The following is a 22,660-nucleotide window of genomic DNA, read 5'->3' on the forward strand; positions in this document are numbered from 1 at the left end:
TTTTTAAAACTTTAACGCAAGTTTAACTAAATAATCTGGGATTAAATTTCTTCGGGCTGGGATTAATCTTTAATTTTAGCTCAGATAAAAAAATAAATCAAACTATATGAAAAAAACTCTATCGTCCATAGCTGCGGTTATTCTAATGTCATCTATGGCTTTTGCACAGAATATCCCGATGGATCCTTCTGTAAGGACTGGTACTCTTCCTAACGGAATGAAATACTATATCAAAAAGAACACATTGCCGGAAAAGAAAGTAGATTTCAGGCTGGCAATCAACGCAGGATCTATCCTTGAAGACGAAAACCAAAGAGGTCTTGCCCACTTTATGGAGCATATGAACTTCAACGGAACCAAAAATTTCCCAGACAACAAATTGGTAGACTTTCTACAGTCGATAGGAGTGAAATTTGGTCAGCACCTTAATGCATACACAAGCTTTGACGAAACCGTTTATATGCTTCCCGTTCCTTTAGATAAACCTGGAAATCTGGATTCAGGATTGAAGGTAATGGAAGACTGGGCTTTTAATGCAACATTGACTGATGAGCAGATCAATAAAGAAAGGGGAGTTGTTTTAGAAGAATTAAGATTAGGTTTAGGAGCAGACAAAAGAATGTCTGATAAATATTTACCTAAATTATTATACAAATCTCAGTACGCCAACAGATTACCTATCGGTACCAAAGAAGTGCTTCAGAATTTTAAACCGGATGTCATCAGACAGTTTCACAAAGACTGGTACAGACCAGATCTGATGGCATTGGTAGTTGTAGGAGACATTAATGTAGATGAGGTAGAAAAGAAGATTAAAAATAACTTCAGCAAATACAAGAATCCTTCTAAGCCAAGAGAAAGAAAAACTTTTGATCTTCCGAATCATAAAGAAACTTTAGTAGCGATAGAAACTGATCCGGATGCGACTAATTCTATGGTTCAGTTTATTATGAAGGATGCAGATTCTTATACACCGGATGTTACCGTTGAACAATACAACCAAAGCCTGATCGAAAACCTTGCAACGCAAATGCTGAACAACAGATTAAGAGAATTGGTGAATTCTAATAATCCTCCATTCACTTTCGGATCTGTTTATCACGGCGGAACTTATGCGAGAACGAAGGAAGCTTTCCAAGGGTATGCCATGGTGAAAGAAGGAAATCAGATAAGCGCTTTGAAAGTACTTTTAGAAGAAACTGAAAGAGCTAAAAGATTTGGTTTCACACAAAGTGAGCTAGACAGAGCAAAATCTCAGATAATGTCTAATATGGAAAGATCTTACAACAACCGCGACAAAACAGAAAGCGATATGTTGGTAGACGAATATGTAAGAAACTTCCTTGAGCAGGAACCAATGCCGGGAATTGCTTGGGAATATGAAGATGTAAAAGGCTTCTTACCATCTGTAACGTTGGCACAAACCAATGAGGTGATCAAAAAAATGGTGAAAGAAGACAGCAGGGTGATCGTAATTACAGGTCCTAAAAAAGACAATGTAACGATGCCTACAGAAGCTTTGGTTTTAAAAACTTTTGACGATGTAAAAATGGCTGATCTTAAACCTTACGAAGAAAAAGCTACCCTTAAAAACTTAGTGAAACCATTCAAATCTGAAGGTAAAATTGCTAAAACTGAAACCGATGCAAAATTAGGCACCACAACATGGACGCTAAGCAACGGTGCAAAAGTAACCTTCAAAAAAACCGACTTTAAAGATGATGAGATTGTTTTCTCAGCAAGAAGTTTAGGCGGAAATTCATTATTGAATGATGCAGATTTCAATAAAACTCAGTTTGCCTATCAAGCTTTAACTGAAGCTGGGGTAAACGGTGCTTCTAAAGCAGATCTTACCAATTATTTGGCAGGAAAACAAGTGAATGTAAATCCTTACATCAGCAGCACTTTAGAAGGAATAATGGGTAGAACCAACCAAAAAGATCTTGGCACTGCAATGGAGCTTGTTTATGCTTATTTTACAGGTTTAAATTACAGCCCGGAAGCATTCAATGCTTACAAAGTAAAACAGTCTGCAATGCTGGATAACATTTTGTCTAATCCTCAGACTTATTTCGCAAGTGAGCATGCTAAGTTTACTAATCAGAAAAACCCGAGATTCATCGGAATTCTTCCATTAGAAAAAGATTGGGCGGCGACAGATTACAAAAAGGCATACGATGTTTACAAAGAGAAATTTGCCAATGCAGGAAACTTCCATTTCTATTTTGTAGGAAATATTGATGAGGCTAAATTTAAAAATGAAGTTTTACAATATATCGCAAGTTTACCAACTACAGGAAAAACTACAAATTTTAAAGATACAGGATATAGAGGAATCACTGGAGATCATACCAAAGTGTACAAAAAAGGTAAAGATCCGAAGAGTATGGTACAGATTGTTTATTCGGGTGAAGCTCCTTATAACGAGAAAGAAGCTTTAGCACTTTCAGCTTTAGGTGAAGTGGCAACCATCAAAGTTATTGAAAAACTAAGAGAAGACGAAAGCGGAATTTACGGTGGTGGAGCTAGAGGTTATATGGGAAAAGTTCCTTACAGCAGCTATAGCTTCAGCTTAAGTTTCCCTTGTGGACCTGAAAATGCAGATAAATTGACGAAAAGTGCAATTACAGAGCTTCAAAAACTGATCGATAAAGGTCCTGAACAAAAAGATCTTGATAAGTATAAAGAAGGGGAGATGAATGATTATAAAACAGACATCAAAGACAATAATTATTGGATGAATGCTATTTCTAAAAATCAATTAGACGGAAGCAATAAGTATGAAATCTTAAATTATCAGGAAAAAGTAAAAGCATTGACTGTAAAAGATTTGCAAGATGTTGCTAAGAAATATCTTACAAAGAACAGAGTTATTGCTACTTTAATGCCTGAAGACGGTTGGGAAAATGCACCTAAAAAAGAAGCTGCTGCAACAGTAAAAGCTACTGCAGTAAAATAATCTTAGTAGATTACATATAATGAAAACCACCGCAGAAATTTTTCTGCGGTGGTTTGTTTTTTTTGAGGAATCTGTGATGTTTTTTTAACTAATAGGATTTCATCCTATTCTTTATTAAGTCGTCCCTTCGGGACTTTCAATGCACTGATAAAAAGAATAATGATAACAAAATCATTTATTTTTCAACTATCAACTATCAACTATCAACTATCAACTATTTCCCATACTCTTTCTTCCACTCTTCAGCAACATCGCTTAGTGTAGCATAAAAATCTTCACCATATTTTCTGGTAAGCGGAGTTTTAAGAAATTTATAAACTGGAACCTGAAGTTCTTTTCCTAAAGTACAGGCGTCGCTGCAAACACTCCACTCATGATAATTTAAAGCTGAGAATGTAGAATAGTCGGTAACTCTGATCGGGTAGAGGTGACAAGAAATCGGTTTCTGCCAATCTACAGCCCCATCTTCGTAAGCTTTTTCGATGCCACATTTTGTAACGCCTCTTTCATCAAAAGTTACATAAGCACATTCTGCATCTTCAATCATCGGAGTCACATACATTCCGTCTGTAGGATCGGTTGTCCATGTTCCTTGCTCGTCGAGTGCTTTAATTCCGGCTTCTGTAAGATAAGGCTTTATTTTATCATAAATATTATCTAAAATCACAAGCTCGTCTTTATCTAAAGGAGCGCCTACATCACCTTCTACACAACATGCACCTTTACATTTGGTAAGGTTACAAACAAATTCTTCAGAAAAAATATCTTCAGAAATTAATTTATCGTCTATTTGAATCATAATCTTTTTTTTAAAATAAATTAAAGTGAGTTCCTGCTTTAAAAGCAATTAAACTTACAATGGTTAACCAAACACTTGTTTCCTGCATCCAGTATTTAGGTAAGAATTTCATCATACGGCTTAAAATAATCGTTGATGGAAAAGCCAGAAGTAATAAATATTCGTAGTTCTTATTCATATAAAGAACGATGCTTATAAGCTGAGCTAAAGAAAAAACAAGTAAAAAAGTATATTTATATCTACTTACAGGGCTTTTCTTATTGTAATGGGTAAAGTGGTCATATATTGCATAGATTAGCAGTAAAGCAATTGGAATCAGTGAAAATAAGTCTGTGTAATCCGTCATCATTTCCATTTTCCCGAAAGGAATGTAATCGGTATTCCAGGAATTGAACTGAAAGAAAAACATTACTGAAAAATAACTCAGTCCAATCATGATAATTCCCAACAGAAATCTGAAAATATTTAAACCGACTCTTTCGGAAGTAACTATCAAATGAATCAATACAAAGATCATCATCGGCCATGTTGTTGGCAAAAATATAAAGTTGAGCGCAACAATAGAACCTACCAAAACGTACGATTTCTTTCTTACATCTTCATTGGTACTCGTTAAAAGAAGCAAAAGAAAAGAATTGGTAAGAATGGCAACTGCAATTCCGAGGTCGATATTGCCATCGTACAGTCCGAAAATAAAAAATGTGTAGAGGAATAATGGCAAATGAGTGTGATAATTAAGATCTATTGCGTTGAAACAGAAATATCCCAATGCAATTCCTACAAAAGTAATTCCTGCAATAATCCCTTCGTAAGTATTGAAATTCAGTATGTTAAATAGTATTACTATTAAAAGCAGAAAACCAATGTACACAGGAATTGAAAAAATATTGCTTTCTTTTGAAAGTAATCTAAACATTTTTTATAAATTTGTACAAAGTTAATTTAAAAAAGGAAAATAATGACGTCTTTCTTTCTATTCTTAAGTGATGCATTCAAATGGGCATTTGGTTTCTACGATATTTTCGGAAACGTTTTAAACTGGATTTTGTTCGCAGTATGTTGCGTACTATTCACGTATTGGTGCTACGTTTTGGTGGTAACTCTTGGTGGAGACAAAGACAAAGAATATTATTCTCCTACAGAAGGTAAGAATCCTTACTACGATCCTGCGATCTATAAAAAAGAAGGTTAATTAATTGGTTATATAGAAAAAGACCGGTCAAAATTTTTGATCGGTCTTTTTTATTTTTTTAGTTGAAACTATTCATGAATTGGAAGAACCAGTACTGGAATTTTCGAGCTTTTCGTCAATCCTTTGGTTAAACTTCCTACAAACACATCGTAAATGCCGCTTCTTCCGTGAGAACCCATTACAATGTAACTCGCATTTTTAAGATCAGAATATTCCAGAATAATATCTTTTGCGATACCTTGTTTCAGAATATGTTCGCAATCTACATCCTGAGCGAGAATTCTTTGGTTAATTTTATTTAAAAGAACCAATTCTTCTCTGATTTCATTTTCTTCCACTTCCGGAAAATATTGGTATCCCATATCTCCGATTGCAAAACCAATATCTGTTGGCGCAACATGAATAAGGCAAATCTTTCCGTTTACTTCTTTGGCAAATTTTACGGCGCCATCAACAAGCTGATCTGTTTTCTCTCCAAAATCTACAGGTAAAATAATATTAATCATAAGTTCGAATTTGTAATTTAAGTCTTCTTAAAGATATGAAAAAAACAGACCAATCTCAAATGATATTGTTACATAATTCTTATATCCAAGATTTTTTCGTCTTCGAGATAAGCTTCCAAAACGTCATTTTCAGATACTTTTCCTACACCTTCCGGAGTTCCTGTGAAGATCAGATCACCAACTCTCAATGTAAAATACTGCGAAACGAAAGCAATAATATCATCGATGCTGAAGATCATATCTTTTGAATTTCCGTTTTGTACTTTCTCTTTATTTTTGAGAAGCGAAAAATTCAAAGATTCAAGATTATAATTTTCTTTTTTAAAGAAACTGCTCACCACTGCAGAACCATCAAAACCTTTTGCCAGTTCCCATGGAAGACCTTTAGATTTCAGATCGCTTTGCAAATCTCTTGCAGTAAAATCGATTCCCAAACCAATCTCTTCATAATGTTTGTTAGCAGATTCTTTTTGGATGTATTTTCCTCCTTTTGAGATTTTTACCACCACTTCCAGTTCATAATGTACATCATTTGAAAATTCGGGGATGTAAAAATCGTTTCCTTTTAAAACCGCGGTGTCGGGTTTCATAAAAATCACAGGTTGATCGGGAATAGCATTTCCCAGTTCTTTTGCGTGTTCGCTGTAATTTCTTCCTATGCAGATTATCTTCATAATTTATTTGTCATTGTGATGAGCGAAAAAACAATCTCAGAATCACTCATTGTTATTTATTAGTAGTATTTTTTAAGAAGCTTTTTCCCGCTTTCCGCTTTATCTTTTGTTCCGCTGCGCTGCACAAAAGGATGTCACTGCAATCGGGGCTAATAAAATTGTAGTGTTTAAAACCAAACGAGGAGTGAAACGACGTAGCGATTTCAAATATATTCTCAATCATGTCAACCTCCATCACCCAGCTTCAAACCTCCATCTTCTCAATGCGTAAACTCATTCTCACAATAGTAACACACATATCTATCACTCGAAAGCAAAGAAATTCCAAAGAAACTTGTTGATCTGTCGTCTTTGTAGATGTGATTTGAGCCACATTTAGGGCAGACAAAATCAAACTTCGGATGTTCAATCATATGTTCTACTTCAAGGGCAAACTTTTCGTTTTCTTTATAATCAGCTAAGATTTTTTCGGCGTTTTCAAAATCATCTTCAAAAACCTGTAGCTGAATTCCGCCAACAGCTTGTGAAAGCAACCAATCCGACTGAATCAGCTGTTCGTTTGCAATGAAACTGTTGATGTTGCTTTCGGCAAGAATCTGCTTGTCACGATTGGCTTCAAGTGCAGTTTCGTAAAATTTAAACTTAACTAAGTTGCTCATCCTTTTTTAATTTTTATAACTCAATTTTCATACTTTATAGAAAATTAAAAGATTATTAAACTTAAAATTTACTTGAAAGCTGAATTTTAGTAAAAATTTTCTTGGTGTACAAAGGGAAATCAGCGTTTTGCAACCATCCGAAATATCCCAGATCTTTCTGGAAAACTTCTTTTACAACCTGACCTTTGTATTTTCCGAAAGCAAAAATTTCCTGATTTTTTGCATTGTAATGAATCATTCCGGCTAAATCAGCAAATTTATTCTGAGTAGAAAATTCACTTAACTCGGCAACTTCATTAGGAAGATCGTCGTATTTTCCAACTTGTGCATCCAAAACTTCGAACGTTGCCAATACATCAGCTTCCGCAGAATGGGCATTTTCTAAAGTTTTTCCACAGTAGAATTGGTAAGCAGCACCCAAATTTCTTGGTTCTTTTTTATGGAAAATTGTTTGTGCATCGACTAATTTGAATTTGTTTAAATCAAAATCAAATTCTGCACGAAGTAATTCTTCAGCCAACAAAGGAACATCGAAACGGTTTGAATTAAAACCTCCCAAATCAGATCCGGAAATCATCTCAACAATTTTTGGAGCAATTTCTTTGAAAGTTGGAGCGTCTTTGATGTCTTCATCATAAATTCCGTGGATTTCACTTGACGAAACAGGAATCGGCATTTCGGGATTTACTCTCCATGTTTTGCTTTCTCTTGAAGAATCGGGATTTACTTTTAAAATACAGATTTCAACAATTCGGTCTTTTCCAACGTTGGTTCCTGTTGTTTCAAGATCAAATACACAAAGAGGTTTATGCAGTTTTAAGTTCATTTTTTATAATTTTGAGAATGTATTAATTTGAAAATAGAATCAGGATAAAACTTCCAGCTTCTATCATCCAGCTTCTTAATTCAGCTGTTTTTGAAATATAATTGAAATAAAAATATAATAAAGAATAACCATCGGGATTCCGACAATTTTAAATATCGCTAAAATAAGAATTGAGCCAATTAATAAAGTTAATTTCGGATAATTATCTTGTAGTTTCATCGATTTGAATTTCATGGCAATCATTTTAATCGGACTGATAAGGATCCAAGAAGAAATTACAGTGAAGATCAATAAAAACAATACATTTTCAAGAAGGAAACTAAAGCTTTGGATTTCTTTGAAAGCATAAAATAATCCAAAAACTAAAATTGTATTTGAAGGAGTATTTAAACCTTTAAAATAATATTTCTGTTCTTCGTCAAGGTTAAAAATTGCTAATCTCAAACAAGAGAAAAGCGTAATTAAAAACCCGAAGTATTTAATTTCAAAAGGAAGCTGTAATCCAAAAAGTTCATTTCCGAAAGGTTCCAGCATTTTAAACATCGTCAATCCCGGGATAAAACCGAAACTTACCATATCTGCCAAAGAATCTAGCTGGGTTCCCAAATTCGAATTGGCTTTTAATGCTCTTGCCACAAAACCATCGAAAAAATCTAAAACCAAAGACAAAATAATGCAGATTGCTGTCGTTTGGTAATCACCTAAAATCAAATGTACAGCACCAACGCAACCCGAAAAAAGATTGCCCAGTGTAATGGCGTTTGCCAGATTGTTCTTAATGAAATTCATAGAAGCAAAATTACATTTTTTAAAAATTTTAACCTTAATTAATGTCAACTAAAAATTACAATTCTATGAAATCGCTATAACTAACAGTGATAGATAAGTCAGTATATATTAGCGATTGCATATGACCTTTAAAAAAAATAAATATCTACATATGAATTTAATGTAATTTTGCAACCGATAAATAATCGACTTTTAAAAACAATACTATTTAAAAATGAAATTTTTCAAAGAATTCAGAAAAGAAGAAATCCTCGTTCTATGTTACAGGATTTTCTTGGCTTTTGTTTTTTATCAGATTGCGAGACTTTTGTTTTGGTTTTTCAATAAAGATTTAATAAAAGTAGACAGCATTGTAGATTATCTGAGCTTGGCTTATCACGGGATTGCTTTTGATCTTACAGCGATTTTGTATGTGAATGCTTTGTTTATTTTTTTAAGTTTAATTCCTATTGTCATCAATACAAAAAGCGGATATCAAAAATTTATGATCTGGCTTTATTTTATCACCAACGGAATTGCGTATGCAATGAATTTCGGGGATTTTATTTACTATAAATTTTCTCAGGCAAGGCTTACTTCTGCAGCTTTTCAGGTAGCAAAACATGAGACGAATATTTTAAAAGTATTCACTGCTTCTATTATAGAGCATCCATTTGTTATTATTTGGTTTGTGTTTTTAATGGCTGCATGGGTTTTTCTGTATAAAAGATTTAAAATCAATTATAAAAAACCTGTAAAGCTCATTCCTTACTTTATTTGGTCTGTGGTGACTTTGTGTATTTCTGCGGTATTAATTGTTGGCGGAATCAGAGGAGATTTCAAACACAGCACAAGACCAATTAATTTGGTTGATGCGAATAAATTTGTAAAAACTCCGCTTCAGGGAAATTTGGTTTTGAACTCTACTTTTTCGTTTTTCAGAACCATGGGAACCAATAATTTTAAGGAAGTTCATTTTGTCGATCAGAAATTTATTGATGAAAATATCAATACCTATAAAACATACGACAGACAGGTTCAGGATAAACCAAACATTGTGATTTTTATTGTGGAATCTTTCGGTAGAGAATATTCCGGAGCTTTTAATAAAGATAAAAACATTAAAGATTATGTTTCTTACACACCATTTATAGACAGTTTGGCAAATGAAAGTCTTATTTTCCCTAATACTTTTGCCAACGGAAGGCAATCAATTCATGGGATGAGCAGTATTTTGGCGGGAATTCCGAGCTTGATGGATGCTTTTACGAGCTCGCCTTATTCTAATCAGAAAATTCAGTCGATTGTTTCGGTTTGTAATGATATGGGGTACGATACATCATTTTACCACGGTGCTCCGAATGGTTCAATGGGATTTTTAGGTTTTGGAAATATTCTTGGTTTTAAACATTATTTCGGAAAAGACGAATACAATCACAATGAAGATTTTGATGGAATGTGGGCAATCTGGGATGAACCGTTTTTACAGTATTTTGCTAAAAATGTAGGGAAGTCGACCCCTTTTATGGCAACCGTTTTTACAGCATCTTCACACCATCCGTTTAAAATTCCTGCAAAATATAACGGGAAATTTAAAAAAGGGAACATTGAAATGCATGAACCGATGCAATACACCGATTATGCGATTAAAGAATATTTTGAAACTGCTAAAAAACAGCCTTGGTTTAAAAATACCATTTTTGTCTTTACAGGAGATCACACCAATCAGGTGTATTATTCTGAATACGAAAAAGCGATGAACCGTTTTGCGGTGCCGTTGATTTTTTATTCTCCAAATCCTGAATATCAATTAAAAGGAGTGAATGATGAATTGGCACAGCAAATTGATATTTATCCTACTTTGGCAGATTTAATCGGATACAATAAAAAAATAAGAAGTTGGGGTAGAAGTTTGGTAAGTGAAAAAAAATACCAGCCTTTGATTGTAAACTCAGACGGAACTTCGGAGCAGTTTATCTATGGAAATTATATTTACAGATTCGATGGTAAAAATATTATCGGAATTTATGATAAAAGCGATTTAGGTTTTCAAAACAATCTGAATGATAAAATAAAATCTCCGGAAACCGAAAAAGGAAAACAAATGGCAAAAGCATGGTATCAGGATTATATGAGCCGCGTAATCAATAGAAAATTGAATTAATTTTTTATTTGTTTAATTTTAAAAAATGCTCTTTCTGTTGTTATATATGCAAAGGATAATAAAAATGTTTGTGCGTTTAAAATTTATGTCTATTTTTAACTAATTAAGAATTTAAGAATCTATAATTTAAATTAAACTCTATAATATGAAAAAATTATTAGCAACATTTGTACTTTCACTGTTCAGTGTGATGTCTTTTGCACAAATCGAAGGAAAATGGAAAACCATAGATGATGAAACAAAACAGGCAAAATCTATCGTAGAAATCTACAAAAAATCTGACGGTAAATATTACGGAAAAGTATCTCAGTTATTGATTAAACCAGCAGATCCTAACTGTACAAGCTGTAAAGATGACAGAAAAGGGAAGCCAATTTTAGGATTGGAAATCATCAGAGGTTTGGCAAAAGATGGCGATGAGTTTACAGGAGGTACCATTACAGATCCTAAAACAGGTAAAACTTACAAATGTACCATCACCAAAAGCGGAGATAAGCTAAATGTAAGAGGATATATGGGCGTTTCTATTTTAGGAAGAACACAGGTTTGGCAGAAAGTAAACTAATCAGTTTAAAATAATATTAAATATTAAGGCAACTCAGCAATGAGTTGTCTTTTTTGTTATGTAAATAATAAAAAAACACTATTTTTGTACTCTAAATTTTTCAAATAAATATGGCAGAACATACTTTTCGTGAAGTGATTGCGCAGGCAATGAGTGAGGAAATGCGTAAAGACGAATCCATTTTTCTAATGGGAGAAGAGGTTGCAGAATATAATGGTGCATACAAAGCTTCTAAAGGAATGTTGGATGAGTTTGGTGCTAAGCGCGTAATCGATACACCTATCGCAGAACTTGGTTTTACAGGAATTGCTGTAGGCGCTGCAATGAATGGTAACAGACCAATTGTAGAATATATGACATTCAACTTTGCTCTTGTTGGGATCGATCAGATTATCAACAACGCAGCAAAAATCCGTCAGATGAGTGGTGGTCAGTGGAACTGCCCGATTGTTTTCCGTGGTCCTACAGCTTCTGCAGGTCAGTTGGGAGCAACACACTCTCAGGCTTTTGAAAACTGGTTCGCAAACGTTCCGGGTCTTAAAGTAGTAGTTCCTTCAAACCCTTATGATGCGAAAGGATTATTAAAAACTGCAATTCAGGATAACGATCCGGTAATTTTCATGGAATCTGAACAGATGTACGGAGACAAAATGGAAATTCCTGAAGAAGAATATTACTTACCAATAGGAAAAGCTGATATTAAAAGAGAAGGTACTGATGTTACTTTAGTTTCTTTCGGAAAAATCATGAAATTGGCTCTTCAGGCGGCTGAAGATATGGCTAAAGAAGGTATTTCTGTAGAAGTTATCGATTTAAGAACAGTTCGTCCTTTAGATTTCGATACGGTATTAACTTCAGTAAAGAAAACAAACAGATTGGTAATTTTAGAAGAAGCTTGGCCATTTGGTTCTGTATCTTCAGAGATTACTTATATGGTACAGCAAAAAGCATTTGATTATTTGGATGCGCCAATCAAGAGAATTACTACTCCTGATGCGCCTGCTCCTTATTCATCTGCGTTATTTGCAGAATGGTTCCCTAAACTTGAAAAAGTGAAAGAGGAAATCAAAAAAGCAATGTACGTGAAATAATTATTGTGCGATTATAGAAAAAAACTTCCGAAAGGAAGTTTTTTCATTTATACAATGCATGACTAATGTGACGGTGGCTGATAAATTTAATATAAATTTGCGCTTTTAAAAATAATAAGCTGACATGGCAGAAGTTACAGAAGGAGGTCATCATATAGACCTTAAAAAGCTTTCATTTGTGGGAGTTATCGTTTCTCTAGGGATTGTTTTCGGAGACATTGGTACATCACCGCTTTACGTAATGAAGGCAATTGTCAATGCAAGGAAAGATGGCTCAACGATGCCTTTCGACACTTATATTGAAGGTGCGCTTTCTTGTATTATCTGGACTTTAACACTTCAGACAACTCTTAAATATGTGATTATCGCTCTTAAAGCAGATAACCGCGGTGAAGGTGGAATTTTAGCTTTATATTCTTTAGTTAAAAAACTAAAAAAGAAATGGCTCTACGTCGTCGCCATCATTGGTGCATCAACCTTGGTTGCCGATAGTGTGATTACGCCTTCTCTTACGGTAATGTCTGCAATTGAGGGACTTAAAATCTACAATCCAGAAACACCGGTTGTTTTTATTACCCTATTTATTCTCTTTATCGTTTTCGTTGTACAGCAATTCGGAACGGCTTCTATCGGAAAATTCTTCGGACCTATCATGGTGACGTGGTTTTTGGTTTTGGGAGGTTTCGGATCAATGCATATTTTTGATCATATCGAAATTTTAAAAGCATTCAACCCAATGTATGCGTATAACCTGATTACCCATTCGCCAAGTGCAATTGTAATCATGGGTGCAGTGTTTTTATGTACAACCGGAGCGGAAGCATTATATTCAGATCTAGGACATTGCGGAGCGAAAAATATCCGTGTAAGCTGGATCTTTGTTAAATTGATGTTGATCCTTAATTATTTAGGACAAGGAGCTTGGTTGTTAGATAACTATGAAAAAGTTTTCTCAGGAGTCAATCCTTTCTTCGGAATTATGCCGGAATGGGCCGTTTTACCGGGAGTAATTTTGGCAACTTTAGCAGCAATTATTGCAAGTCAGGCAGTAATTACAGGTTCATTTACAATGTTTTCTGAGGCGATGTCAATTTCATTCTGGCCTAATCAGCATATCGAATATCCTTCAGGAGTAAAAGGACAAATGTATATCCCAAGAATCAATTGGGGATTGATGTTTTTCTGTTTTATCGTCGTTATTTTCTTCCAGAAATCAGAGCACATGGAAGCAGCCTATGGTTTAACAATTACCATAACGATGTTGATGACCACAATCTTATTAACATATTGGTTAAGCCGTACAAGATTAAATAAATTCTTCCTTTTTGGTTTTGTAGCCATTTATCTTTTCCTTGAATCTGGATTCTTCTATGCGAATGTAATTAAGTTTTTCGACGGCGGTTGGTTAACAATGGTTCTTGGAGGTTTCATTGCAGTTTGTATGTACGCTTGGTACAACGGAAGATTATTAAAAGCCAATTTCACGAGCTATGTGAAGATCGATAAATATGTTTCTATCATCAAAGACATGAAATTGGATGAAACAATACCAAAATATTGTACCAATCTTGCGTATCTGAGCCGCGCGAAGCGAAATGATGAAATAGAATCGAAAATTATTTATTCCATTATTAAAAAACAGCCTAAAAGAGCAGATCATTATTTTATTCTGAGTATTGTCAACCAAGAAGATCCTTACACATTTAAATACAGCATAGATGAAATTTTGCCGGGAACGATTTATAAAGTAAATTTCCTTTTAGGATTTAAGGTAGACCGTAGAATCAATGATTATTTCAATATGGTTTTAAAGGATTTAATGGCAGACGGAACAATTCCATCACGAAGCAGCCATCCCTCTTTGAGAGCGCATAATGTTCCGCCAGATTTAAAGTATGTAATCATAGATAACACCTATATCAACGATATTCTTTTAACGGTAAAACAAAAAATAACGTTAAATATTTATAATTTTGTTAAATATATCGGTAGCGATGACTTCAAATCTTGGGGTGTTACTTCGCACAATGTTGTCGTAGAATCGGCGCCATTAACGGAAGAAACGATCTCAAGCAGTAAAATTCAACAGGCAGAATTTAGAAGATCTAATTTTTAATACTTGCATTACAGAGCTTAAATGCATGATATTGATTTAAATAAAAATCAATAAATTTGTAAGATAAATTTTTTAATGGATACTTTACAAAAAGAAAAAAATATAGCTTTAATAAAAGACGTTTTACGAAATTATTTACTTGAAAAAGGTTTTCGTAACACGCCTGAACGATATACCATCTTAGAAGAGATCTATAATATGGATCATCACTTTAATGTAGATGATTTGTATCTTCTGATGATGCAGAAAAAATATCATGTTTCTAAAGCTACGATTTACAATACCATCGAGATTTTCCTTGATGCAGGCTTAATTCGTAAGCACCAGTTTGGTGAAAAAACATTGACTTCATCTTCTTACGAGAAATCTTATTTTGATAAGCAGCACGATCATTTGGTGATTTACAAAAAAGATTCAGACAAAGAAATTGAAGAAATCATCGAGTTCTGTGATCCTAGAATTCAAGGGATTAAAGAAGCAATAGAAGGAGCTTTTGGCGTAAAAATTGATTCTCATTCGCTGTATTTTTATGGCACTAAGAATGATTAATCAATGAGACTGGTTCTTTTTCTATTCCTATTTATTTCCTCGTTTACTTTGGCTCAGGTTACACCGAAACCTGCGCAACGAGACCCTTATTTACAAAGTCCTGTAAAAAATCAGCCACAGAAAAGTAAGCCCGGACAAAAGGTGAAGATTATTCATGCTGATGAAATTATTAAAGATCCTGCCAAATATGATGGTAATCAATATTTAAAGGGAAATGTTGTCATCGATCATCAAGGCTCTATTTTAAGCGCCGATGAAGTGGTGATGTATGAAGCCGAAAACTTTGTAAAAGCAATCGGAAATACAAGACTTCAAAACTCTGATGGCTCAATCATTACATCATCAGAAATGGAGTACGACGGAAATACTCAAAAAGGTGTTGCCCGAAAAAATGTGGTCTTAACCGATCCTAAAGGAACGATTATTAAAACTGAAACCATGTATTACGACAGGGTTTCTAATCAGGCTTATTTTAATACAGGTGGAACTATCAATGACGGTAAAAGCACAACCTACGCAAAAACTGCCACTTATTTTCTGACGACACGTACGATTGATCTTACAGGAAGAGTTAAAATTGTAGATAAAGATTATACTTTGGAAGGCGATAATGTGGTTCAGAATCAGAATACCAATATTGTTACCATTAACGGTTATACCGTAATTACTAATAATAAAAATCCGAAGAACAGAATTATTACCGATAAAGGAACTCATAATATGAATACCAAAGAGTCTTTTCTTACAAAAAACTCGAGGATTTATTATAATGACAAGATTCTTACCGGAGATGAGATGTATTATAATCAACTCACTGGTTTCGGTAAAGCTACGGGAAATGTTACGCTTGATGATCCTTTAGAGAAAAGATACATTAAAGGTGGTTATGGTGAGATTTATGAAAAGAAAGACTCGTCAATGATGACTAAAGAGCCTTATGCGGTGAAGATTTTTGAAAAAGATTCGCTTTATTTTTCGTCTGAAAAAATTCTGTCTTATCAAAAACCGGATACTGCAGATATTACCAAAAAGAAAAGTTATTTGAGGGCTTTCAAAAAAGCAAGAATTTATAAATCAAATGCACAGGGAAGAGCAGATTCTATTGCTTTCAACGAAACAGATGGAATTATGCACATGTACACTAATCCTATTTTATGGAGCGGCGAAAAACAGGTGACCGGTGATAAAGTAGAAGCTTATTTTAATACTGAAACTGAAAATATCGACTCTTTAAAAGTAATAGGAAACGGTTTTGCGATTGCTAAAGTAGATTCATTAAATCTGTTAGATGAATTTCATCAGGTGAAAGGAAAATTAATGACGGTGTATTACGAAGGTCCGGATATCAAAGAAATTAAAGTAATCGGAAATGCTGAAGCAATAACGTATGCCGATGAATTTAATAAGAAAACAAAGGTTAACGAAAGAATCGGGGTTAATGTATCAATATGCGGAATTATCAGTGCATTGTTTGATCAGCGTCAGGTTCAGATTATTTCATGCAGTATCGGAGCGGCAGCAAAAACGTATCCGATGAGTCAGATTTCTCCGGAGCAGAAAAAATTTGAAGATTTCAACTGGAATACCAAAGACCGAATACGGAAATGGCAGGATATTCTCGTTGACTCACCAAATTATGAAGAGATAAAATACGAACCCAACGATGCTCTTTACAATAAAGTACAGGAAGCAGCGGAAAAAGAAAGAGCTAAAGAAGAAGCTAAAAAACCTAAAAGGGTAAGAAAATAATAAATGAAAGACCAGTTGTAAAGCTGGTCTTTTTTCTTTGTAAATATTTGTTTTATTTGGAGAGCCTTGTCAAGGTTCTAAACCTTGACAAGGCTTAATCTTAATTAGACGCACAACATAATTAAATTACACGTCTTAATCGAAGAAGTTAGACGTGTAATTTTAGTAACTTAGACCCCTAAGTTGAAATTTGTACAAATACGGGTAATAATCATGTATGAAATTTCTACATCTGATGAATGTTTTTTAGCTTTGCCTAAAATTTTTCATACAATGGAAATGCAAAACGATTTTTTTAAATATCAGGCTCAAACGACACAATTTGCAGCAGGTTTTGAAGTGGAAAAAGCAGAAGGAAGCTATATTTTTGGAAAAGACGGAAGAAAATATCTCGATTTCGTAGCGGGAGTTTCTGCCAATACTTTGGGGCATTCGCATCCGAAAGTAGTAAATGCGATTAAAGAGCAGGCTGATAGATATCTTCATGTGATGGTTTATGGCGAATATGCTCAGGAAAAACCTGTTGAATTGTGTAGATTATTAGCTGAAGCAACTCCGGATCCTTTAGAAATTACTTACTTGGTCAACAGCGGTGCGGAAGCAATTGACGGAAGTTTAAAACTGGCAAAAAGATATACGGGTAGAGAAGAAATTGTTTCTTTCAAAAACTCTTATCATGGTAATACGCACGGAGCATTAAGCGTTTCAGGACATGAAGGTCACAAAAGAGAATTTCGTCCTTTGTTACCAATGGTTTCTTTTATTGAGTTTAATAATGAAAATGATTTCGATAAAATCACAGAAAAAACAGCTTGCGTAATTCTTGAAACTATTCAGGGAGCAGCAGGATTTTTAGTTCCAAATAATGATTATTTAATTAAACTAAAAAAGAGATGTGAAGAAGTTGGAGCTTTATTGATTCTTGATGAAATCCAGCCAGGTTTTGGTAGAACAGGGAAACTTTTTTCTTTTGAGCATTTCGGTATCGTTCCTGATATTTTGGTGATGGGAAAAGGAATGGGAGGTGGAGTTCCGGTCGGAGCCTTTATGAGTTCGAAAAAGATTATGGAAACGCTTTCTCACTCTCCGAAATTAGGGCACATCACAACTTTTGGAGGAAATCCTTTGATTGCTGCAGCTTCTCATGCAACTTTAAAAGAAGTTTTAGAAAGTGGTTTGATGAATGAAGTGGATGAAAAAGAAAAACTGTACAGAGAACTTTTGGTTCATCCTAAAATTAAAAATATCAACGGGAAAGGTTTGATGCTTGCGGTAAATCTTGGAACTCCGGAATTTACACTCAATGTTGCTAAAAAATGTATGGAAAAAGGTCTTATTGTTTTCTGGCAGTTATACCGAAATGAATACCTGAGAATTTCTCCACCGCTAACAATTTCTAAAGAAGAAATTACAGAAGGATGTAAGATTATTCTTGACGTTTTAAACGAGGAAAACCCTATATAAAGCTGTGCGCAGAAGGTTGCTTTTGCATAAGATTTTTTGATGCAGTTTTATTTCGGAATTGGCTGTTAAACTTCGTTTTGAAGCAATAAGAATATTTCTGACAAAAATCATAAAAATTTAAATATAATTTTGCGTAATGAAAAAATTAATTTATATATTGCGTGACGTTAAAAATAAGTTATATGGCGAAACATAAAGTCCATTACGAATTCCCAATGCACTGTCTTTCAGAGATTTTGTACGAATATTTGGCAACTGCTGAGGGATTGTCTGAATGGTTTGCGGATGAGGTAGTAGAGAAAGGTGATGATTTCTTTTTCAGTTGGGGTGGAGGTCCTGCTGAAAAGGCGACTTTAATCAGATATAAGCCTGAAGGTTTCGTACGTTACAGATGGGAAGAAGACGAAGGGACGAAAAATTTCTTCGAAATGACCATCACAATTGATGATATTACAGAAGATCTAGCTTTAAATATTACAGATTTTTGTGAAGAAGGTGATGAAGAGGAAAATGCAATGTACTGGGAAAATCTTATCGAAAACCTTAGAATAAAATTAGGTGCTGCTTAATTCTTAAGTAGGACTGTTTTAAATGAACAAAACTGATGAACGATTTATCGTTCATTATTTTTTTATAAAAGAATTAAATTTTGAAAAATACCTATTTTACATCTGAAGAACTTGAATTGAAAAACCGTGCGTTTCTTTCGGGAGATGCTGTGAAAGTTTCTTTTTTTATTAGAAATTCAAAATTAATCATGGATGAAGAATGCTATTTCTTTTTAATGGCTTCCATGAGAAAAATGAGAATGAATATTCCTCTTACTTATACGCTGGAGTTTTTTCAGAATCTTTTTAATACAAAAGTGATCGAAGGAGAAGGTGTTCAAAACGGAATTATCAATTTCTTGGTATTCAGAAATTCAGACGGAGTTATTTTATCTAAATCGACGGTTTCTTATTATTTTGAAGTAGATGAAATGGATGATGTACTTTCTATTCATCAAAGACCTTTAGAATTAGATTTAATTAAAGAAATCAATGTAAATAATAACCTTTTGAGTAACATCAGAGTTCATTGCCCTGAAAACATTTATGGAGGAATTTACGCCCAGGAAAATGACTTGGATGATGTGATCTTATTAAATCCAAACAAACGTATTGCCCGTTCTACAACTGGAAATCTTCTTTTCTTGGAAGGAAATGTTATCAAGATACCAAAACAGTCAGAAGGAGCATATATTTCGCCTTTATTGGAGAACTTTGTGACCTTTTTGCATAAAAATAATCTTTCCGATACGCAGGAACATGAAATTATTGCTTTTGAATCTCAAAAAGCGGAAGAAATTCTATTAATTTCAGATGAAAAAGGGATCTTTTCTGTAAAGAAAATTAGAAATAAAACTTTTGAAAGCGCTCGTTTTACCGAATTGGTAGAAAGCTGGAGAAATAGTTTCTAAAATTGACAAACCCGGTAAACAACATTAAAGTCCTTTACCGGGTTTTATTCTGATTGAGATCAGAAACTGTATTCTTTATTATTTTTCGTTGATGAAATCAGCAAATTTCTGAGCAATTTCTCTTTGCCCGTGGCTGCTGTTCATGTATTCTCTTTCTTTAGTATTGTTGATATAGCCTAATTCTACCAAAACTGCAGGTGATTTTGAATTTCTCAGGATATGCAGATTTTGTTCTTTAATGTTGCATTCTCCTAATTTTTTCGATAATTTTTCAGCTAAATTTTTAGATTCTTGATTATTCTGAATGAAAATTTCGTGACCGCTTTTGTTGGTGTTTGCTTCAGGAGTTCTGTTAATATGAAGCGAAATAACCATTTCGGGATTCAGTTTATTGATTTGCTCGGTACGTTCTGCAAGAGTTGCATAAGTATCATCACTTCTTGTTAAGATAACATCATATTTTCCGTCTTTATCGCTTGCTTTTTTAATTTGTTGAGCGATACTCAAAACCATATCTTTTTCTGACACACCATTGATGTTGGCTCCGAAATCATTTCCGCCGTGTCCTGCATCTATTACAATAATCTTTTTGGTTTCGGTTGAGAAAGAAAGCATTGCGGCAGATGCGAATGATACAACCAGTAATTTTAATGCTTTCATAGTTCATTGTTTTAGGTTATCAAATAACGTGAAAAGTATCTTAAAAATTATGTAAAGAAAGCTTAAAAATTTGTTAAATTTTAAATCGCTTCAATGTGAAGTAATGACTAGTTTAACGAAATATCTTCCGGAGCATTTGCCCACAAAAGATATTCACCGCCAAGATTCTGCATAATAGATTTCCACAAAGTATGATCATTGGGAAGGGTATAATCCAGATTATAAACATCTACAACCGTCCAGACTTTCTGTAGAACTTCATTTTCCAGCTGTGATGGAGACCATCCCGAATATCCTGAAAATATTTTTACATCCTGAATACTGATTTCATTCTGTAAAACAGCATTGATGATAAGTTCAATATCTTCTGTAAGATAATAGTCATCATTAATTTCGGTAAAATTCTCAGTTACTTTTTTTCCTTTAATGATAAAGAAGACTTTATCATTTTCTACCGGACCGCCGTCGTAAACTTCAATTTCAAAATCAAAGAAGTTTTTGAAACGATTACTCATTTTGCTATTTTTCTTATTCAGTATCAAACCGAATGCTCCACTTTCGGAATGATCTATAATCAGCACGACCGATCTTGAAAAAATATCGCCGGAAATATCGGGTGTGGAAATTAATATTTTACCTTTGTATGAGTAATTCATACTCAAATTTAATAAAAATTATTTATGGAAAACCTCCACGATAAAAGAAAAATCTACGAAAAATCTCAACTTATTGAAACTGAGATTAAAGAGAATCCTATTGAGCAATTCAGAGATTGGTTCTTAAATGCTTCTGAAAATCCTTCCGTTTCTGAGGCTAATGCAATGGCTGTTTCTACGTTGGAAGAAGATGGTTGTCCGCGCACGAGAATGGTTTTACTGAAAGAATATACTTACGAAGGTTTTATTTTTTATACCAACTACGACAGCAGAAAAGGAAAAGCTATCGAAAAAACACATAAAGCCTGTCTTCACTTCTTTTGGCCGGGTTTAGAAAGACAGATAATTATCAAAGCAAATCTTGAAAAAATTGCAACGAATTTAAGTGATGGTTATTTTCATTCAAGACCGAAAGGAAGTCAGCTCGGTGCAGCAGTTTCACCTCAAAGTCAGGAAATTCCCAACAGAATGTTTTTAGAAGAAAAATTAAAAGTCTTAGAGCAGGAATATGAAAATAAAGAAGTTCCCAGACCAGAAAACTGGGGCGGTTATATCGCAAAGCCTTACGAAATAGAATTTTGGCAGGGAAGACCCAATAGATTGCATGATAGAATTATCTATACATTAGAAGATCTTGATTGGAAGATTTCTAGATTGGCGCCTTAGTTTTTAAAATAACAACTTTATTTAGCAATAAAAAAACCCCATCAGATGATGAGGTTTTCTTTTTTATAATCAGAAGATTATTTTTTCTTTTTACCAGCAGGAACATTTGCTGTAGCAACAGCAGCAGATAAATCTGCACCAGCCTTAAATTTAGCAACTGTTTTTGCTTCGATGTTAATAGGTTTTTTAGTTGCAGGGTTAATACCTTGTCTTGCTGCTCTTTCAGATACTGAGAAAGTACCGAAACCTACCAAAGAAACTTTTCCTTCTTTTGTCTTTAGTGTAGTAGTTACATTAGAAATAAATGATTCTAATGCAGCTTTTGCAGCAACTTTAGTGATACCTGCGTCTTTTGCGATTGCGTCGATTAATTCAGACTTGTTCATAATTTTTAATATTAAAAGTTAGTTAGTTATAAAAGCAAATTTAAAACAATTTTCAAATTGTGCAAATTTTTTGTAAAAACTTATTGATTTTTTTTACAATTTCTTAAAATCAATCAAAATTTGACAATTTGGGTTTTTGCGAAAAATCTACGTTTCGAGGTACTAAAATCGTGCCAACTACTTATGTACATTGACTTTGCTATATTTATATTATTTATTTTTTAATTTATTAAATTCCTAATTTAATATCAAGTATTGATTTTTTTGCTGATATGATTGTTAAGTTTATAAAATAACTGTTGATATTTTAGTTGGAATAAAAATAATTGCCTCAATTTATGATAGTTGTAATTTTCATTTTAAAATGATTTTATTAAATATTATTAATAAATTTGCAACATGTTAATAGAAGTATTCAAATCTAAAATTCACAGGGTAAGAGTTACGGCTTCAGACCTTAATTATATTGGAAGTATTACCATTGACGAAGATCTTATCGAAGCTGCAGGTTTGGTAGTGGGAGAAAGAGTTTATATCGTCAATGTCAACAACGGAGAACGTTTTGATACGTACGTAATCAAAGGAAAAAGAAAATCTGGCGAAGTATGTCTGAACGGTCCTGCTGCAAGAAAAGTACAACGTGATGACATCATCATCATTATTGCTTATGCACAGATGACACCAGAAGAAGCTCAGGAGTTTCAGCCGAAAATCGTTTTCCCGGACGAAAAAACCAATCTTCTTACCTAAAA

23 protein-coding genes are annotated in these 22,660 nt (G+C 33.8%); 13 read left to right on the forward strand and 10 right to left on the reverse strand.

All coding sequences use genetic code 11. The annotated features are described in order from the left end of the window. The first annotated feature begins 106 nt into the window (after positions 1–106). Positions 107–2,959 carry a M16 family metallopeptidase gene (locus tag FDY99_RS14615; protein WP_139422489.1) on the forward strand — a complete coding sequence of 951 codons (2,853 nt, stop codon included), beginning with the start codon at positions 107–109 and terminating at the stop codon, positions 2,957–2,959. Between the two features lie 214 nt (positions 2,960–3,173). On the opposite strand, the gene FDY99_RS14620 is transcribed toward FDY99_RS14615, so the two are convergent. Both FDY99_RS14620 and FDY99_RS14625 read right to left on the reverse strand, forming a co-directional pair. Beyond that, a complete protein-coding gene (locus tag FDY99_RS14620; protein WP_102980929.1) occupies positions 3,174–3,758 on the reverse strand; it encodes a DUF3109 family protein in 585 nt (194 codons plus the stop codon). 10 nt (positions 3,759–3,768) lie between these two features. Further along, positions 3,769–4,674 carry a DUF6427 family protein gene (locus tag FDY99_RS14625; RefSeq protein ID WP_139422491.1) on the reverse strand — a complete coding sequence of 302 codons (906 nt, stop codon included), beginning with the start codon at positions 4,672–4,674 and terminating at the stop codon, positions 3,769–3,771. 42 nt (positions 4,675–4,716) lie between these two features. On the opposite strand from FDY99_RS14625, the gene FDY99_RS14630 reads away from it, so the two are divergent. Continuing rightward, a complete protein-coding gene (locus tag FDY99_RS14630; RefSeq protein WP_079464418.1) occupies positions 4,717–4,950 on the forward strand; it encodes a DUF6341 family protein in 234 nt (77 codons plus the stop codon). 68 nt (positions 4,951–5,018) lie between these two features. Here the strand turns inward: FDY99_RS14630 and FDY99_RS14635 are convergent, their stop codons facing one another. The 5 genes from FDY99_RS14635 to FDY99_RS14655 all read right to left on the reverse strand — a co-directional run bounded on the left by FDY99_RS14635 (position 5,019) and on the right by FDY99_RS14655 (position 8,404). Next, positions 5,019–5,456: a universal stress protein gene (locus FDY99_RS14635; RefSeq protein ID WP_074230028.1), complete on the reverse strand. Its 438-nt coding sequence runs from the start codon at positions 5,454–5,456 to the stop codon at positions 5,019–5,021. 68 nt (positions 5,457–5,524) lie between these two features. Beyond that, complete coding sequence (locus FDY99_RS14640) at positions 5,525–6,130, reverse strand: fumarylacetoacetate hydrolase family protein (RefSeq protein WP_139422493.1); 606 nt, start codon at positions 6,128–6,130, stop codon at positions 5,525–5,527. Positions 6,131–6,390: 260 nt separating this feature from the next. Beyond that, a complete protein-coding gene (locus FDY99_RS14645; protein ID WP_139422495.1) occupies positions 6,391–6,789 on the reverse strand; it encodes a putative signal transducing protein in 399 nt (132 codons plus the stop codon). Between the two features lie 61 nt (positions 6,790–6,850). Beyond that, complete coding sequence (locus tag FDY99_RS14650; protein ID WP_139422497.1) at positions 6,851–7,615, reverse strand: 3'-5' exonuclease; 765 nt, start codon at positions 7,613–7,615, stop codon at positions 6,851–6,853. A gap of 75 nt (positions 7,616–7,690) precedes the next feature. Next, positions 7,691–8,404 carry a CDP-alcohol phosphatidyltransferase family protein gene (locus tag FDY99_RS14655; protein ID WP_139422499.1) on the reverse strand — a complete coding sequence of 238 codons (714 nt, stop codon included), beginning with the start codon at positions 8,402–8,404 and terminating at the stop codon, positions 7,691–7,693. Between the two features lie 214 nt (positions 8,405–8,618). Between FDY99_RS14655 and FDY99_RS14660 the strand changes: the two genes are divergently transcribed. From FDY99_RS14660 to FDY99_RS14700, 9 genes are all read left to right on the forward strand, one after another. After that, entirely contained in the window at positions 8,619–10,547 is a 1,929-nt protein-coding gene (locus FDY99_RS14660) for an LTA synthase family protein (RefSeq protein ID WP_139422501.1), read from the forward strand. A gap of 145 nt (positions 10,548–10,692) precedes the next feature. Continuing rightward, positions 10,693–11,112 (forward strand): DUF2147 domain-containing protein, encoded by a 420-nt coding sequence (locus FDY99_RS14665; RefSeq protein ID WP_066675806.1) that lies wholly within the window; start codon positions 10,693–10,695, stop codon positions 11,110–11,112. 110 nt (positions 11,113–11,222) lie between these two features. Further along, positions 11,223–12,203 carry a pyruvate dehydrogenase complex E1 component subunit beta gene (locus tag FDY99_RS14670; protein ID WP_074230022.1) on the forward strand — a complete coding sequence of 327 codons (981 nt, stop codon included), beginning with the start codon at positions 11,223–11,225 and terminating at the stop codon, positions 12,201–12,203. Positions 12,204–12,327: 124 nt separating this feature from the next. Then, on the forward strand, positions 12,328–14,319 hold the full coding sequence (locus FDY99_RS14675; RefSeq protein ID WP_139422503.1) for a KUP/HAK/KT family potassium transporter: 1,992 nt from the start codon (positions 12,328–12,330) through the stop codon (positions 14,317–14,319). Positions 14,320–14,394: 75 nt separating this feature from the next. Then, a complete protein-coding gene (locus tag FDY99_RS14680; RefSeq protein WP_047399628.1) occupies positions 14,395–14,868 on the forward strand; it encodes a Fur family transcriptional regulator in 474 nt (157 codons plus the stop codon). Between the two features lie 3 nt (positions 14,869–14,871). Then, the gene (locus FDY99_RS14685; RefSeq protein ID WP_139422505.1) at positions 14,872–16,617 is read left to right on the forward strand and encodes an OstA-like protein; all 1,746 of its coding nucleotides are present in this window, start codon (positions 14,872–14,874) and stop codon (positions 16,615–16,617) included. Between the two features lie 279 nt (positions 16,618–16,896). Next, the gene (locus FDY99_RS14690; RefSeq protein WP_139423828.1) at positions 16,897–18,081 is read left to right on the forward strand and encodes an aspartate aminotransferase family protein; all 1,185 of its coding nucleotides are present in this window, start codon (positions 16,897–16,899) and stop codon (positions 18,079–18,081) included. 182 nt (positions 18,082–18,263) lie between these two features. Next, positions 18,264–18,650 carry an START-like domain-containing protein gene (locus FDY99_RS14695; RefSeq protein WP_066675814.1) on the forward strand — a complete coding sequence of 129 codons (387 nt, stop codon included), beginning with the start codon at positions 18,264–18,266 and terminating at the stop codon, positions 18,648–18,650. Positions 18,651–18,730: 80 nt separating this feature from the next. Then, positions 18,731–19,540 carry an aminotransferase class IV gene (locus FDY99_RS14700; RefSeq protein ID WP_139422507.1) on the forward strand — a complete coding sequence of 270 codons (810 nt, stop codon included), beginning with the start codon at positions 18,731–18,733 and terminating at the stop codon, positions 19,538–19,540. A gap of 78 nt (positions 19,541–19,618) precedes the next feature. Here the strand turns inward: FDY99_RS14700 and FDY99_RS14705 are convergent, their stop codons facing one another. Both FDY99_RS14705 and FDY99_RS14710 read right to left on the reverse strand, forming a co-directional pair. Next, positions 19,619–20,200, reverse strand: coding sequence for an N-acetylmuramoyl-L-alanine amidase family protein (locus tag FDY99_RS14705; protein WP_139422509.1), 582 nt, complete (start codon positions 20,198–20,200; stop codon positions 19,619–19,621). Between the two features lie 107 nt (positions 20,201–20,307). Beyond that, positions 20,308–20,856, reverse strand: coding sequence for a YqgE/AlgH family protein (locus FDY99_RS14710; protein ID WP_139422511.1), 549 nt, complete (start codon positions 20,854–20,856; stop codon positions 20,308–20,310). 24 nt (positions 20,857–20,880) lie between these two features. Between FDY99_RS14710 and pdxH the strand changes: the two genes are divergently transcribed. Then, complete coding sequence (pdxH, locus tag FDY99_RS14715) at positions 20,881–21,522, forward strand: pyridoxamine 5'-phosphate oxidase (protein ID WP_139422513.1); 642 nt, start codon at positions 20,881–20,883, stop codon at positions 21,520–21,522. A gap of 77 nt (positions 21,523–21,599) precedes the next feature. Here the strand turns inward: pdxH and FDY99_RS14720 are convergent, their stop codons facing one another. Continuing rightward, complete coding sequence (locus FDY99_RS14720; RefSeq protein WP_074230015.1) at positions 21,600–21,908, reverse strand: HU family DNA-binding protein; 309 nt, start codon at positions 21,906–21,908, stop codon at positions 21,600–21,602. A gap of 399 nt (positions 21,909–22,307) precedes the next feature. Between FDY99_RS14720 and panD the strand changes: the two genes are divergently transcribed. Next, entirely contained in the window at positions 22,308–22,658 is a 351-nt protein-coding gene (gene panD / locus FDY99_RS14725; protein ID WP_066679682.1) for an aspartate 1-decarboxylase, read from the forward strand. The last annotated feature ends 2 nt before the right edge of the window (positions 22,659–22,660 follow it).

It is taken from the genome of Chryseobacterium mulctrae, assembly GCF_006175945.1.
GTDB classification, from domain to species: Bacteria; Bacteroidota; Bacteroidia; order Flavobacteriales; family Weeksellaceae; genus Chryseobacterium; species Chryseobacterium mulctrae.